This is a genomic window from Variovorax sp. 54 (assembly GCF_002754375.1).
Lineage (GTDB): Bacteria > Pseudomonadota > Gammaproteobacteria > Burkholderiales > Burkholderiaceae_C > Variovorax.
Map to the genome: position 1 here is coordinate 4517826 of NZ_PEFF01000001.1, position 15664 is coordinate 4533489.

Sequence of the window (15664 nt, forward strand, 5' to 3'; positions counted from 1 at the left end):
GAAAATTTCTTTCATAAATCAGCCCGCCCCATGAAGGAGTTCTCCATGTCTTACGCCGGTCTTGTTGTCCAGCGCCTGCCCCGCCTGTCGAAGCGCAGCCTGCTGGGAGCTTCCCTGCTCGCGATGCTGTGTGCCGCACTGCCGCATCCGAGCGCCCACGCGCAGGGCCCGCGCAACTTCGCCACGCTGGCGATGGTGGCCGAGCCGCAGACGCTCGACCCGATGGCCTCCACGGCCGACCTGGTCGGAACCATCATGCAGCACGTGTACGAGACGCTGTACACCTTCGACGCCAAGTGGAACGTGGTGCCGATGCTGGCCGAGACGATGCCGAAGATTTCGGCCGACGGCAAGACCTACGCCATCACGCTGCGCAAGGGCGTGGCGCTGCACAACGGGCGCGAGCTCACCGCCGACGACGTGGTCGCCAGCCTGCAGCGCTGGATGGACCAATCGCCGCGCGGCAAGGCCGTGGGCAAGGAAATCGAGAGCCTCAAGGCCAAGGGCCCGCTGGGCGTGGAGATCGTGCTGAAGGCGCCGTACGCGCCGCTGCTGTCGCAGCTCGCGCTGCCCAGCGGCATGGCGGCCATCATGGCGAAAGACTCGATCGCGTCGCCGCTGAAAGACTTCGTCGGCACCGGCCCCTACAAGTTCAAGGAGCGCCGCCCCGACCAGTTCGTGCTGCTCTCGCGCTTCGACAAATACGCCGCACGCAAGGAGCCCGCGAGCGGTTACGGCGGCAAGCGTGAAGCGGCCATCGAAGAGCTGCGCTTCGTGCCCGTGCCCAACGCCAGCACCCGCGTCGAGGGCGCGCTGGCCGGCCAGTACGACTTTGCCGACCTGCTGCCGGTGGAAGCCCTGCCGCGCCTGGAGAAGGCCGGCGGCAAGACGCTGCCGATCCTGACGCCGTCGTTCGGCTTCCCGTACCTCGTGCTCAACACCAAGGAAGGCGTGGCAGCGAGCCAGCCGGTGCGCCAGGCGATCCAGACCGCGCTGGGTCAGGGCGAGATGCTCGCGGCGGGCTTCGGCGACACGCGCTTCTTCGTGGCCGAAGCTAATCACTTCCCCAAGGGCTCGCCGTTCTATTCGACGGCCGGCGCCGACCAGTACAACCAGCGCAACGCCACCAAGGCGAAAGACGCCGCGGCCAAGGCCGGCTACAAGGGCGAGCCGATCCGCGTGCTCACCAGCCGCCAGTACGACTTCCACTACAACATGTCGCTCCTGATGGCCGAGCAGCTCAAGCGCGCCGGCTTCAAGGTCGACCTCAACGTGGTCGACTGGGCCACGCTCGTGCAACGCCGCAACGACCCGAAGCTGTGGGACATCTACGTGACCCACTCGGGCCAGTTCCCCGAGCCCATGCTCTCGCCGCCGCAACTCGGCGACGGCGCGCCGGGCTGGTGGGACTCGCCCGCCAAGAAGGCCACGCTCAGCGCCTTCAACACCGAGAGCGACCCGGCCAAGCGCGGCGCGCTGTGGGGCAAGGTGCAGCAGGTGGTCTACGACGAGGTGCCGTACATCAACGTCGGCAAGTTCAACGGCCTCTCGGCCAAGAGCCCGGCGCTGGACAACTACCAGCCCGCGACCTGGCCGTTCTTCTGGAACGCGAAAATCAAGTAAGGCCGCAAGGACACCCGCCATGCCATCGCGTCGCCAACTTCTGCAAGCCAGCGCACTGGCCTCCGGCCTCGGAGCCTTGGGCCTCACCGCCTCTACCGCACAGGCCGCCAACGCCGGTCCCGTGTACGCCTACGTCGGCACCTACAGCGACGGCGGCAAGCCGTGGCGCGGCGGACGTGGCCTCGGCGTGCACCAGTTCGTGGTGGACGGCGCGACCGGCGCGCTCAAGCCCATCCCCGGTGCACCGCCCGCCGTGGCAAGCGCGGGCAGCGATGCCAAGCTGCGCAACCCCGCCTCGCTCGCGCGTCACCCGACGCTGCCCGTGCTCTACGCGGCCAACGAGTTCGAGGCCGGCTCGGTCTCCGCCTTCCGCATCGGCGCGAACGGCGCGCTGTCGTTCGTGGCCGAGATGCCCTGCGGCGGCAAGGACCCGGCGTACGTCAGCGTGCACCCCGATGGACGCTTCGTGTTCACCGCCAACTACGCCAGCGGCGACGTCAGCGTGATCGCGCTGCGCGCCGATGGCACCTTCGACACCGACCGCGCCGCCGTCGTCTACAAGGACGTCGCAGCCTGTGGTGCTTCTACGCCCTGCAAGCCCGGCGCCGACGTGGTGCCGCTCATCGCGCGCGTGCATGAGGGCTTTGCCACCAGCGACCACGACGGCCCGCACGCGCACATGGTGCAGGCCGACCCGGCCGGCAACTTCGTGCTCGTGGCCGACCTGGGGCTCGACCGCGTCATCTCGTACCGCTTCGACCGCGCCACCGGCGTGCTGAGCCAGCCGAGCACCGTGGCCGTGTCCGAGAGCTCGGGCGCGCGTCACTTCGCCTTCCACCCCAATGGCCAATGGGTCTACCTCGTCAACGAAGAGGCCTCGACCATCGCCTTCCTGCGCTACGACGGCGCCACCGGCGTGCTCACGCTGGTCAGCGAAACCTCGGCATTGCCCGCCGGTTTCAAGGGCACCAGCTACGCCTCGGGCATCCGCATGCTGCCGGGCGGCACGCACTTCGTGTCGCTCAACCGGCTGCACGATTCGATCTCGATCTTCAAGGTCGATGCGCGCACCGGCGCGCCCACGCTGGTGCGCGAAGAGTGGACGCGCGGCAACTACCCGCGCAGCTGCACGCTCGATCCGAGCGGGCGTTTTCTCTACGTGTGCCACAACAAGCAGGGCGACAACGTGACCATCTTCCGCGTGAAGAAAAACGGCGACGTGCAGTTCACCGGCCAGTACGTGGCCGTCGGCAGCGCCGCCGCCATCGAGTTCTCGTCATGATCAAGAGCACATCGCTTCGCTACATCGCCTCGCGCGCGGGCGGCATGCTCATCGTGCTGGCCCTCGTCGCCGTTCTGGTCTTCGTGCTCACGCGCGCGGCGTCGGGCGATCCGATCTCCGTGCTGCTGGGCGACCAGGCCACCGCCGCCGACATCGCCCGTGTGCAGAAGGATTACGGCCTCGATAAACCCCTGCCCGTGCAGTTCGGCTACTGGCTGCGCGAAGTGCTGCAGGGCAACCTGGGCACCTCGATCTTCCTGCAGCGCCCGGTCACGCAGGCGCTGTGGGAGCGCGCCGAGCCCACCACCTTGCTGGCGCTTCTGGCGGTGGCCATCGCGGCGCTGATCGGCGTGCCCTGCGGCATCGTCTCGGCGGTGTTCCGTGGCCGCGTGGTCGACCAGTTCTTCACCGGCATTGCGATGCTGGGCGCCAGCATTCCGAGCTTCTGGATGGGCATCGTGCTGATCCAGATCTTCGCGGTGTCCTTTGGCTGGTTCCCGGTGTCGGGCTACGGCGCGCCTGATGCGCCCTTTGCCGAGCGGCTGCATGCACTGGTGCTGCCGGCCACCGTGCTGGGTCTGCTGAACTCCGCACTCATCATCCGCTTCACGCGCGCCTCGATGCTCGACGTGCTGGGCGAGGACTACGTGCGCACCGCACGCTCCAAGGGCCTGAGCGAGAGCACCGTGGTGCTCAAGCACGCGCTGCGCAACGCGCTGGTGCCCATCGTTACGGTGATCGGCCTCACCGTCGCGCTGATGATCGGCGGCGCCGTCATCACCGAGACCGTGTTCGGCCTGCCGGGCGTGGGCAACCTGGTGGTCAACGCCGTGCTGCGGCGCGACTACCCCGTCATCCAGGGTGCGCTGCTCGTGATTGCCGCGATCTATGTGCTCATCAATTTCTCGATCGACCTGCTGTACGCCGTCGTCGATCCGCGCGTGAAGGTCTGAACGATGCGCATGCCTCGAATGCTCCGCCAGCTGATGCACCGCCGCATCGTGATGGTCTCCGCCCTGGTGCTGCTGGTGATTGCCGTGCTCGCTGTGGGTGCGCCGCTGTTTGCGTCGGCCGATCCCAACGACACCGCAGTGCTGCAGCGCCTGAAGGCGCCCAGCGCTGAGCACCTGCTGGGCACCGACGAACTGGGCCGCGACATGTATGCGCGCATCGTGCACGGCGCGCGCTACTCGCTGGCCATTGCGGCGCTCACCGCGCTCGGTTCTGTCGTCGCCGGCACGGTGCTGGGCCTCATGGCCGGCTTCTTCCGCCGCCTCGACACGCCCTTGATGCGCGTGGTCGACGCCATGATGTCCTTCCCCGACATCCTGCTGGCCATTGCGCTGGTGGCGATCCTCGGCCCCTCGCTGATGAACACCGTGCTCGCGCTGGTGCTGGTCTACACGCCGCGTGTCGCGCGGGTGGTGCGGGCCTCGACGCTGGTGGTGCGCGAGCTGCTGTTCGTCGAGGCCGTGCGGGCCCTGGGTGTGCGCACCTCGCGCATCCTGTGGCGCCACATCCTGCCGAACCTGATGTCGCCGATCCTCGTGCAGGTGTCGTTCATCTTTGCCTACGCCATCCTGGCCGAAGCCGGCCTGTCGTTCCTCGGCGTGGGCGTGCCGCCCGAGATCCCCACCTGGGGCACCATGGTCGCGGGCAGCCAGCAGTACGCGCACCAGGCCTTCTGGGTCGTGCTGTTCCCTGGCCTGGCGATCATCTTCACGGCGCTGTCGCTGCAACTGCTGGGCGATGGCGTGCGCGACCTGCTGGACCCCAAGCTGAAGAAGACCTCGTGATGACGAACGCCACGAACACCCCACGCCTCACGGTCACGAACCTGAGCACCAGCTTCCCCACCGAAGACGGCCTGATCCGCTCGGTGGCCGATGTGAGCTTCTCCATCCAGCCCGGCAAGACCACCGCACTGGTGGGCGAATCGGGCTCGGGCAAGTCGGTCACAAGCCTCACGCTGATGCGCCTGCTGCCCAAGACCGCGAACGCACAGGTCAGCGGATCGGCCTCGTTCGTCACCCGCGAAGGCAAGACGCTCGACCTGCTGCAGATCGGCAAACGCGAGATGCGCTCGCTGCGCGGCAACCAGTTGTCGATGATCTTCCAGGAGCCGATGACGAGCCTGAACCCGGTCTTCACCATCGGCGAGCAGATTGCCGAGAGCGTGCGCCTGCACAAGGGGCTCGATCGCAAGGCGGCGCTGGCCCATGCGCTGCGCATGCTGGAGCTGGTCGAGATTCCCGCGGCCGCCCAACGCATCCACGAGTACCCGCACCAGCTCTCGGGCGGCATGCGCCAGCGCGTGATGATCGCGCTCGCGATGGCCTGCGACCCGACGCTCTTGATCGCCGACGAGCCCACCACCGCGCTGGACGTGACCATCCAGGCGCAGATCCTCGAACTCATGCGCCGGCTGCAGGCCGAGACGGGCATGAGCATCCTGTTCATCACGCACAACCTGGGCGTGGTGGCGCACCATGCCGACGATGTGGTGGTCCTGTACTCGGGCCGGGTGGTCGAGCGTGCGCCGGTGCGGCCGCTGTTCGCGCAGCCCGAGCATCCGTACACGCAGGGCCTGCTGGCCTGCCTGCCGGGCAAGGCGCGCCAGCCGGGGCAACCCAAGCCCAAGCGCCTGTTTGCGATCCGCGGGCAGGTGTCAAGCCCGCTGGCCCCGCCGCCCGGCTGCGCCTTCGAGCCGCGCTGCGACAAGGCACTGCCCGAATGCCGCAGTGCGATGCCGCCGCTGATCGACATCCGCCAGGACCGCCAGGCGCGCTGTGTGCGCGTGCAGCCTGATGCCCAACTCGCGAGGGTTGCATGACGAGCGCCTTGCTTCTGTCTTGCCCCCTCTCCCGCTTGCGGGAGAGGGTTGGGGTGAGGGTGACGCCCGAGTCCTTCACGAGCACCCTCATCCCCCGCCTTCTCCCGCAAGCGGGAGAAGGCGCCAATACAACACCCCCATGACCACCGCAGTTCCCCTCATCGAAGTCCGCGGACTCAAGAAGTACTTCGGCAGCAGCGACCGCCCGGTGCGCGCAGTCGATGACGTGTCCTTCGCCATCCATCCCGGCGAGACCCTCGGCCTCGTCGGCGAGTCGGGCTCGGGCAAGAGCACCATCGGGCGCACCGTGCTGCGGCTGGTCGAGCGCACCGAGGGCCAGGTGCTCTACCGCGGCGACGACATCGGCACGCTCTCGGGCGAACGCATGCGCAAGTTGCGCAGCAAGCTGCAGATCATTTTTCAGGACCCGTACGCGAGCCTGAACCCGAAGATGCGCATCAGCGCGATCCTGGGCGAGGCGCTGTCCACGCACGGACTGCACAAGGGCGCCGCTGCGCGCGACAAGCGCATCGCCGAGCTGCTCGAAACGGTGGGCCTGCGCCCCGAGCATGCGAGCCGCTTTCCGCACGAGTTCTCGGGCGGCCAGCGCCAGCGCATCGGCGTGGCGCGTGCACTGGCCGTGGAGCCCGAGTTCATCGTGGCCGACGAGCCGCTGTCGGCACTCGATGTGTCCATCCAATCGCAGGTCATCAACCTGCTGGCCGACCTGCGCGAGCGCCTGGGCCTGACCATGCTCTTCATCTCGCACGACCTCGACGTGGTCGAGTACCTGTGCGACCGCGTGGTGGTGCTCTATCTGGGCAAGGTGATGGAGGTGGCGACCACCGAGGAGCTGTTCGCACGGCCTTCGCACCCCTACACGCAAGCGCTGCTGGCTGCGAGCCCGAAGCCCGATCCCGAGATGGCCACTGAGCGCATCGCATTGAAGGGCGACATCCCCAGCCCGATCTCGCCGCCTTCGGGCTGCGTGTTCCGCACGCGCTGCCCGCACGCCATCGAGGCCTGTGCGCAGACGGTGCCCAGCCTGGATGAGATTTCACCCGCACACTACAGCGCCTGCATCCGCAAAGAACTGCTCTCCAACATCGCCGTTGCACGACCATGACCGATACCGCTTCTGCTACCCAAGACTTCATCGACCCGCTGCTCAGCGACCGTTTCAAGGGCTACCCGCGCACCCAGCAGCCACGCCGACGCAGCGAAGTCGGCGCCGCCGGCTGGAACGTGCTGGCCGGCGACCTGCCGCTGCCGCTGGCCGTGCTCAAGCGCGAGGCGCTCGAACACAACCTCGCGTGGATGCAGTCGCGCGTGCGCGAATGGGGCATCGACCTCGCACCGCACGGCAAGACCACCATGTCGCCGCAGCTGTTCCAGCGCCAGCTCGACGCCGGCGCCTGGGGCCTGACCTTTGCCACCGTCACGCAGTTGGCCGTGGGCGTGGCCGCTGGTGCGCGCCGCACGCTGATCGCCAACCAGGTCGTGAGCGATGAAGACCTCGCGGGCATCCAGCTGCTGCTGGCCGACCATGCCGACCTGCGCGTCGTGTTCCTGGTCGATTCGATCGCGCAGCTGGCGCTCATCGAAGACTGGTCGAAGCGCAACCCTGCGAGCGTGCCTTTCGAGGTGATGCTCGAGATCGGTGTGCAGGGCGCACGCACCGGCTGCCGCACGCACGACGAAGCCATTGCGCTCGCCACGCGGGTGCGCGCGAGCGACGCGGCCAAGCTCGTGGGCATCGAGACCTACGAAGGGCAGGGCGCCACGGGCGAAAGCGAGCCCGACGCGGCCTACGCCACCACGCTGATGGACCGCGTGGAAGCCGTCGCGCGTCACTGCGACACGCACAAGCTGTTCGAGACCGACGAAGTGCTGGTCTCGGCCGGTGGCTCGGCGATCTTCGACCTCGTGGCAGGGCGCCTGAAGCCTGCCTTGGGTTCTCCGGTGCGCGGCCTGCTGCGCTCAGGCTGCTACGTGACGCACGACCATGGTTTCTACAAGCGTATGGTGAACGTGGTGGACGAGCGCCTGGGTTGTGAGTGCGGCGAGGGCCTGACACCGGCCATGGAAGTCTGGGCCAACGTGCAGTCGCGGCCCGAACCGGGCCTGGCGATCCTGTCGGTCGGCAAGCGCGACATCTCCTTCGACCTCTCGCTGCCCGTGCCGATCGCGCGCGCGGCGCGCGGCGCGTTGCAGCCCCAGGGCGTGCCCGCCGGTTGGAAGATCACCGCGCTGAACGACCAGCATGCCTACCTGCGCTGGGACGCAAGCGAAGAAGCCGATGCCCCCCAGGTCGGCGACCGCGTGGGCCTGGGCATCTCGCACCCCTGCACCACCTTCGACAAATGGCACTGGATGCCCGTGGTCGAGAACGACTACCGCGTGAGCGACGCCGTCGCCATGCACTTCTGAACATGAGCTCGCCCCCAGTCTTCGCGCACTTCGTGTCGCTTCGCCAACCCCCTACCGGGGGCAACACCAGCGGCCCGGCAAAGCCGGTTCCGCGGTGTTCCGCGAAAAAGCGGCAGCGCACTCTGATCGTTCGTACCGCAGGTCTTTCGACATGCGGTGGAGTCACTGAATGAATCCCTCCTTGCTCCAGAGAATCGCCGAGGCGCGTGGCGACGCGCCGGCCACGCGGCGCGCGATTCTCGACCTGATCCTCGAAGACCCCGACCGCGCACTCGAAGAGAGCTTCGAGCAGTTGGCCGAGCGCTCGCGCAGCTCGGTGCCCACCATCATGCGCACCTGCCGCGACCTCGGCTTTGCCGGGCTGCGCGAGTTCAAGCTCGCGCTCGCGCAGGAGCTGGCGCTCGGCGGTTCGCCGCTGCACCGCCGCGTCAACATCGAAGACGCCGCCGACGAGGTGGTCAGCAAGATCGCGCGCAGCGCCGCCGCTTCGGTCTCGGGCGTGCGCGGCCAGCTCGACATGCAGGTGCTCGACGGCGCCGTGCGCGCCATCGCGGCGGCGCCGCACGTCGACCTGTACGGCGCGGGCGCCACCTCGTGGTTCATGGCGAGCGACCTGCAGGCGCGGCTGTTCCGCCTCGGCCTCTCGGCGAACGCCTGGGCCGACTACCACCTGCAGCAGGTGGCCGGTGCGGCGCAGCGCCCGGGTGGCGTGGTCATCGCCATCTCGCACGTGGGCGGCATGCCCTCGCTGCTCGACGCGGTCGACATCGCGCGCGGGCAGGGCGCCCAGGTGGTCGCGATCACGCGGCCGGGCACGGCGCTCGCGGCCAAGGCCGATTTCCTCATCGGCCTGTCGGTGCCCGACGACGCCGTGATGCACGTGGGCATCGACGCCTACCTCACGCACCTCACCGTCATCGAGATCCTCACCGTGCTGGTGGCGCAGCGCCGCGGCGAGCCCGCCGTGCAGCGCCTGCAGCGCGCACGCGAGGCCTTCCAACGCCATGGCATCGACGCCACCACGCACCCGCTGCAGAGCTGGGATGGCGGGGGCATCAACGCGAAAAAGGGAGACCGCGAACCATGAGCGACACCCCAGCCGTGCTGCTCGAAGCCGGCCTCGTGGTCGACGGCTCGGGCGGCCCTTCGTGGCCCGGCGACGTGCTGTTGCAGGGCGACCGCATCGTGGCGCTCGGAGAGGGCCTGCGCACGCGGCTGCCCGAGGGGTTGAGCATTGCAGACGTCGACGTGATCGACTGCCGCGGCAAGGTCATCGCGCCCGGCTTCATCGACGCCCACACGCACGACGACGCCATCGTGCTGCGCGACCCGCTGTGCCTGCCCAAGGTGTCGCAGGGCATCACCACCGTGGTCACGGGCAACTGCGGCATCTCGCTCGCGCCGTACCGCACGCCGCAGTCGAAGCCGCCGCTCACGCTGCTCGGCGCCGACTCGTTCAAGCACGCGACCATGGCCGAGTACCGCGCCGCAGTCGATGCGGTGCAGCCCGCGCTCAATGTGGCGGCACTGATCGGCCACACCACGCTGCGCTTCGCGGCGATGCAGGCGCTCGACCGGCCCGCGAATGGCGACGAACTGGCGCGCATGGAAGCGCTGCTCGACGACTGCATGACCGCAGGCGCGCATGGCATGTCGTCGGGCCTGTTTTACGAAGAGGCCTTTGCCGCACCGGCCGAAGAAGTCACCGCGCTCGCGCGCGTCGTGGCGCGCCACGGCGGCGTGTACGCCACGCACCTGCGCAGCGAGATGCAGCAGATCATCGAAGCGCTGCACGAGGCCGGCGACACGGCCTTCAGCGCGGGCGTGCCGCTGGTCATCTCGCACCACAAGTGCGCCGGCCCTGCGAACTGGGGCCGCACCAAGGAAACGCTGCCGCTGATCGAGGCGCTGTCGCAGCGCCAGTCGATCGCGATGGACGTCTATCCCTACGTCGCCGGCTCCACCGTGCTGCGCGAAGACCTCGTCGACGGCGTCATCGACGTGCTGCTGACCTGGTCCGATCCGCACCCCGAGATGACCGGCCGCCTCCTCTCCGACATCGCGCGCGAGTGGGGCACCACCGAGCAGGAAGCCTGCCTGCGCCTGAAGCCCGGCGGCGCCTGCTACTTCCAGATGCAGGAAGAAGACGTGGAGCGCGTCATTGCGCACCCGCTCACCATGATCGGCAGTGACGGACTGCCGCACGACCGCCATCCGCATCCACGGCTGTGGGGTGCGTTCCCCCGTGTGTTTGCGCGCTACTGGCGCCAGCGCAAGCTTTTCACGCTGGAGCAGGCGGTGCACAAGATGACCGGCATGACCGCGCGCAACCTGCGCATCGCGGACCGCGGTCTGCTGCGCGTCGGCACGATGGCCGACGTGGTGGTGTTCGACCCCGAGACCATCACCGACACCGCAACCTACGACCAGCCACACGGCGTGAGCGAAGGCGTCGAGCGCGTGTTCGTGAACGGTGTGCTGGCCTATCGTGGCGGTGAGGGCGAAGCGAAGGTGCTGGCGCGCGCGGGGCGGATGCTCACGCGCGGACGCTAGGCATCAGGCAAACACCAGGCAGACGGGCGTAGGCACCTGCACCACCTGCACGGGCTGGTCCAGCTTGCCGTTGGCCGGATCGATGCGCAGGCGCAGGATCGTGTCGCCCTTCTGGCTGAGCGCGTAGAGGTGGCTGCCGCCCGGCGCCATCGCCAGTGCGCGCGGAAAGCGCAGGCCTTCGCTCCAGTGCTGCAGCGGTGTCAGCGCACCATTGCTGGCGTCGATGCGGAACGCGGCAATGCTGTCGGCCATCGGATGGTCCGACTTCAAGCGCCGGTTGGTCGCGTACAGAAATTGCCCTGAGGGATGCATCACCAGCGCCGCCGCGTTCTTCTGGCCGACATAGCTCTCGGGCACGGTCGAGACGCGCTGGCGCTGTTCCCCGACCTTGCCGCTCGCCGCGTCATAGCCGAAGCTGGCGACCGTGGCGTCGAGTTCGTTCACCGCGTACAGGAAGCGCTGCGACGGATGCAGCGCGAGGTGTCGCGGGCCGCTGCCGGGCGCGACGGACGTGCGACCGATCAGCGCGAGCTTGCCGTCGGCGAGCGTGAAGGCATTGATGCGGTCGGTGCCCAGGTCGGTGGCGAGCAGGTGCTGGCCCGATGTATCGAACACCACCATGTGCGGATGTGGCGATTCCTGCCGTTCTGCGTCGGGGCCAGCGCCGGTTTCCTTCTCGATGCCCGAGACCTTGCCGAGCCTGCCGTCCGCTTCGATGGGCAGCACGTTGTACGCACCGCCACCGTACAGCGCCACGGCGAGCGCGCGGCCATCGGGTGACACGGCCAGGTGCGCGGGGATCACGCCCGAAAGCGAGAGCGGCTGGCGGTTGAGCAGTGTGAGGCGCCCGTCGTTCCCATCGATCGCATAGGCCTCGGCCGTGCCGGTGGGCAAGCCCTGGTAGCTGTCGATCTCGTTGATCGCGTAGAGGAAGCGACGGCTGGGGTGCACCGCGAGGAACGAAGGGTTCGCGCTCGCGATGGTCTGCACTGGCGTCCAGCTGCCGTCTCTGATCGCGAGCACGTAGATGCCCTTCGATGCCGGGCCACCGGCGGTGCCGCCGGGTGCGTCGCTGGTGTAGGTGCCGACGTAGGCGAAGCGGGGCGCGGGCGCGGTGCTGGCGACTGCGCTGCTTGCAGCCTCAGGCGTCTGCGCACCAGCGGGGACCAAGGGCGTCAACGCGCCAAGGGCGGAGGCTCCGCCGATCCACTGCATCATGGCGCGGCGGTTTTGACCGGAGAGGTTGGGGCTGTGTGTCATGGATGTCTTTCCTCTCGTTCAGGGCCGCACCGACATGGCATGGTGAAAGATGTTGTTCGGGTCGTAGCGCCGCTTCACTTTGCGCAGGAAATCGTAAAGCCCCAGGTCACCGTAGTAGAGCTGCGGCCAGAACGGGTAGGCCAGCATGTCGTTGTCCGGGTAGTTGATGTAGCAGCCTTCGTAGCGCTCGCCGGGGTAGGGCGTGCCGGCAAAGCGCTCGGGCACGTCGGGCGTTCCGTACACGTCGCGAAAGAAGTCGCTGATCCAGCGCAGGTGGCCCGCGTCGTCCGCCGCGCTGCGCCAATACGTCTGGTACTGCAGCTTCATGATCGATGCACGCTGCGGCACGGCGGTGTCGTTGATGCGCTCGGGCTTGTTGATCGCGCCGCCATAGGAGTCGACCTGCACCAGCGACTGGCTCAGGTCGATGCCGGGCATCGTGCGCGTCAGGTGCGTGTAGATGCGCTGCGCTTCGCGGGCGCTGAAGTTCTGCTTCATGTAGGCCGACTTGTACTTGCCGCGCTGGTTCTCGCCCGAGCCGTTGAGGTACTGCGTGGCCGTGAGCCAGTCGTAGCGCGTCACGGTGTGCGGCTTGGAACACAGCAGCTGCCCCGTGTCCCGCTGCGGCGCTGGGCCCACGCCGGGCGCGCGGCCCTTCAGCGGCACGGGCGTGCAGGCGCGGAAGCGCTCGAGAAAATCGTTGAGCACCGTCAAGTCGTTGCAGGTGCCGTCGGGATTGCAGAACTGCGTGAGCATCACGATCTGGCCCGACGAGCGGTGCGTGAGCTTGAGCAGCGAGAACATGCCCCAGGTGTCGGGTGCTTTGCCGCGCGTTCCCCAGTAGTCGCCGTAGATGGCGAGCAGCTGGGCAAAGCGCGCGGGCGTCATGGTGGCCCAGTCGAACGCGACCACCGCGAGCGCCACCTCGCGCGGCGCCGTCGGCAGGGTGTCGAACACATAGCCGGTGATCGCGCCGAAGTTGCCGCCGCCCGCGCCGCGGCAGGCGCGGAACAGGTCGGGCTCGCGCGCCGCATCCACGGTGCGCGGCACGACCTTGCCGCGCGCATCGACCGTGAGGATGTCCACCGCCGAAAGCCAGTCGACCGTGAGGCCCTGCAGGCGCGACAGCAGCCCGTAGCCGCCGCCGCAGATGTGCCCGCCCGCGCCCACCGAATAGCAGGAGCCGCCGGGCAGCGTGACGTTGTGCTGCTTGTACAGCTCGAGGTAGCCGTTCCAGTTCTGCGTGCCGGGCGCGACGCGGTAGCGGCCGTCGCCCTTGCGGTCGGCGCTCGCCTGCGTGAGCAGGCTCAGGTCGAGGATCGCGCCGTCGGGGTTGTTGGAGACGAAGTCTTCATAGCAGTGCCCGCCGCTGCGCACCGTGGGCCGCAGGCCCGCATCGACGATGCGCTGTAGTGCAGCGGCGGCATCGCCCGCGTTTTCCACCAGCTCGATGCGCGACGCGGCATCCGATTCCGTGGCCGGCCATCGCAGGTTGAAGCCCTTCTTCAAGGTGTTGTAGCGAGCGTCCTGGCGTGTCACGGTGATGGTCATGGGCACTGTCTCTGAAGAAGGTCTGGCGGCGATGGCGCCGGGAGAAGGGGAAGGTCTGCGTTGTTTCGGGTGGGCTTGAAATTGAAAGGTTTTTTCTTAACTTCCTTGAATTCACGTGGATATGGCGGAATCTCGCCAGTATTGACGTGAATTTCAGACGTTATGAAAAATATTTTCAGTCCAGCACTGTGTCTTCGGTGGCCTGCGCCTGGAACATCCGCGTGAAGTCGCAGCACGCCTGCGCCAGCATCACGATCGACGACGTGAGCGCGCTGCGGTGCTCGCCCTTGTGCATGGCCACGTAGCGCACCACGGGCAGCGCGGGCGTCACGTCGATCACCTCGAGCATGCCGGCGTCGACCAGCGGCGCGAGGCATTCGCGCGGCAGGTAGCTCACGCCCAGCCCCGACACGGTGAGCCCCGTGAGCGCGACGAGGTTGCTCACCACGATCGCGTTGGCGGGCTGCACGCCTTGGTCCTTCATCCATGCGTCGTAGGCGCGGCCGGTGCCCGAGTTGTTGCCCTGTACCAGCATGCGGTGGCGCGCGAGGTCGTGCAGGCGCACGGTGCCGGTGGCCGCGGCCGAGGGAATCACGCCGGGCTTGCACATCCACGCGCTCTTCACGCGGCCGATGACCTTGCTCTGCATGCGCGAGTCGGCGAAGGTGTGGGGCACGATGACCACGTCGAGCTCGTCGGCCAGCAGCTTGTCGCGCAGCTGCAGGCTGTCGTCCACGTCGGGTTCGAGAATCACCTTCGGGTAGTGCTGCTGGATCAGGCCGACCAGGCGCGGCAGCCACGTCATCGCGGTGAGCTCGGTCACGCCGATGCGGATGCGCCGCTCGACCACGCCGGGCTTGCCGAACTGTTCGACGGCGGCATCGCGCTGGTCGAGCAGCTTCTTGGCGAGCACGAACATCTCTTCGCCCTTGTCGGTGAGCCGCGCCGTGCGCTGGCTGCGGTCGAAGAGTTCGGTGTCGAACAGCTGTTCCAGCTCGTGCACGCGCTTGGAAATGGCCGACTGCGAGGTGTGCAGCTGGTTGGCCGCCTGCGCGAAGCCGCCCAGCCGGGCGATCCAGTACAGGGCTTCGAGTTGCTTGAAGGTCATCATGGCGGGCGGCTCCTGAAAGAACGCTTTTCTTCATGCGATTCGATCACAAAAAATCGCTTTTAGAAATTCATCGAGGCGCACAAGATGCGCCCCAGGCCACCGTCATTGCAACCCAAGGAACACACCATGGACTTCAAACTGCCCCTAGCTTCCGCATTCGCCCTTGTCTTTGTCTGCGGCGCCGCCAGCGCCCAGGACGCCGGCACGCTGCGCAAGATCAAGGAGAGCGGCACGATCCAGATCGGCGCGCGCGACAGCCAGATCCCGTTCTCGTACAAACTGAGTGCGGACAGCGCGCCCATCGGCTTCACCAACGACATCTGCCTGAAGATCGTCGACGCGGTGAAAGCCAAGCTGGGCCTGCCGAAGATCGAGGTGCGCTACACCATGCTCAACTCGACCAACCGCATTCCGCTGCTGCAGAACGGCACGGTCGACCTTGATTGCGCGACCACCACCAACACCACGCAGCGCCAGGCGCAGGTCGACTTTGCGCCGAGCCACTTCGTCACCAACATCACCGCCGCCGTGAAGAAGAACTCGGGCATCAACGCGCTGCCCGATCTGAACGGCAAGAACGTGGCCACCGTGTCGGGCAGCACCTCGATCCAGCTGCTGCGCGGCGCACGCAAGAGCGGCACCATCGAGGTGAACGAGATCGCGGGCAAGGACACCTCCGACGGCTTTCTGCTGCTGTCCACGGGCCGCGCCGATGCCTACGTGCTCGACGACGTGCAGCTGGCCGGCATGATCGCCAGCGCCACCAACCCGGGCGACTACAAGATCCTCAAGGAGTCGCTGCGCCAGGAGCCCTACGGCATCATGCTGCGCAAGGACGACCCCGAGTTCAAGGCGCTGGTCGACGAGACCGTCAACGGTCTCATGAAGTCGGGCGCCATCGAGCAGCTGTACACCAAGTGGTTCCTCTCTCCGATCCCGCCGCGCAACGCGAACCTCAACTTCCCGATGACGGATGCGGTGCGCGAGATCTACAAGAACCCCAACAACAAGGGCGTCTGAC

General features: G+C 67.7%; 13 protein-coding genes. 10 read left to right on the forward strand and 3 right to left on the reverse strand.

All coding sequences use genetic code 11. The annotated features are described in order from the left end of the window. Nucleotides 1-45: 45 nt before the first annotated feature. From CLU95_RS20840 to CLU95_RS20880, 9 genes are all read left to right on the forward strand, one after another. On the forward strand, nt 46-1623 hold the full coding sequence (locus CLU95_RS20840; protein ID WP_099797412.1) for an ABC transporter substrate-binding protein: 1578 nt from the start codon (nt 46-48) through the stop codon (nt 1621-1623). Between the two features lie 19 nt (nt 1624-1642). Then, entirely contained in the window at nt 1643-2905 is a 1263-nt protein-coding gene (locus CLU95_RS20845) for a lactonase family protein (protein WP_099795354.1), read from the forward strand. Then, nucleotides 2902-3858 carry an ABC transporter permease gene (locus tag CLU95_RS20850; protein WP_099795355.1) on the forward strand — a complete coding sequence of 319 codons (957 nt, stop codon included), beginning with the start codon at nt 2902-2904 and terminating at the stop codon, nt 3856-3858. The genes CLU95_RS20845 and CLU95_RS20850 overlap by 4 nt, the downstream gene beginning before the upstream one ends. 3 nt (nt 3859-3861) lie before the next feature. Next, on the forward strand, nt 3862-4701 hold the full coding sequence (locus CLU95_RS20855) for an ABC transporter permease (RefSeq protein WP_099795356.1): 840 nt from the start codon (nt 3862-3864) through the stop codon (nt 4699-4701). Then, entirely contained in the window at nt 4701-5738 is a 1038-nt protein-coding gene (locus CLU95_RS20860) for an ABC transporter ATP-binding protein (RefSeq protein ID WP_099795357.1), read from the forward strand. The genes CLU95_RS20855 and CLU95_RS20860 overlap by 1 nt, the downstream gene beginning before the upstream one ends. A 139-nt stretch (nt 5739-5877) precedes the next feature. Further along, nucleotides 5878-6864, forward strand: coding sequence for an ABC transporter ATP-binding protein (locus CLU95_RS20865; RefSeq protein ID WP_099795358.1), 987 nt, complete (start codon nt 5878-5880; stop codon nt 6862-6864). Continuing rightward, a complete protein-coding gene (locus tag CLU95_RS20870; RefSeq protein WP_099795359.1) occupies nt 6861-8168 on the forward strand; it encodes an amino acid deaminase in 1308 nt (435 codons plus the stop codon). Before CLU95_RS20865 ends, CLU95_RS20870 begins: the two co-directional genes overlap by 4 nt. A gap of 169 nt (nt 8169-8337) precedes the next feature. After that, nucleotides 8338-9255, forward strand: coding sequence for a MurR/RpiR family transcriptional regulator (locus CLU95_RS20875; protein WP_099795360.1), 918 nt, complete (start codon nt 8338-8340; stop codon nt 9253-9255). Further along, the gene (locus CLU95_RS20880; protein WP_099795361.1) at nt 9252-10721 is read left to right on the forward strand and encodes an N-acyl-D-amino-acid deacylase family protein; all 1470 of its coding nucleotides are present in this window, start codon (nt 9252-9254) and stop codon (nt 10719-10721) included. The genes CLU95_RS20875 and CLU95_RS20880 overlap by 4 nt, the downstream gene beginning before the upstream one ends. A 3-nt stretch (nt 10722-10724) precedes the next feature. Here the strand turns inward: CLU95_RS20880 and CLU95_RS20885 are convergent, their stop codons facing one another. From CLU95_RS20885 to CLU95_RS20895, 3 genes are all read right to left on the reverse strand, one after another. Then, entirely contained in the window at nt 10725-11981 is a 1257-nt protein-coding gene (locus CLU95_RS20885) for a lactonase family protein (protein WP_180288653.1), read from the reverse strand. A gap of 18 nt (nt 11982-11999) precedes the next feature. Further along, the gene (locus CLU95_RS20890; RefSeq protein WP_099795362.1) at nt 12000-13532 is read right to left on the reverse strand and encodes an FAD-dependent oxidoreductase; all 1533 of its coding nucleotides are present in this window, start codon (nt 13530-13532) and stop codon (nt 12000-12002) included. 175 nt (nt 13533-13707) lie between these two features. Continuing rightward, nucleotides 13708-14640 (reverse strand): LysR family transcriptional regulator, encoded by a 933-nt coding sequence (locus CLU95_RS20895; protein ID WP_099797414.1) that lies wholly within the window; start codon nt 14638-14640, stop codon nt 13708-13710. A 129-nt stretch (nt 14641-14769) separates the two neighbouring features. Here CLU95_RS20895 and CLU95_RS20900 point away from each other — a divergent pair, with 129 nt between their 5' ends. Further along, complete coding sequence (locus tag CLU95_RS20900) at nt 14770-15663, forward strand: amino acid ABC transporter substrate-binding protein (RefSeq protein ID WP_099795363.1); 894 nt, start codon at nt 14770-14772, stop codon at nt 15661-15663. Nucleotide 15664: the final 1 nt, after the last annotated feature.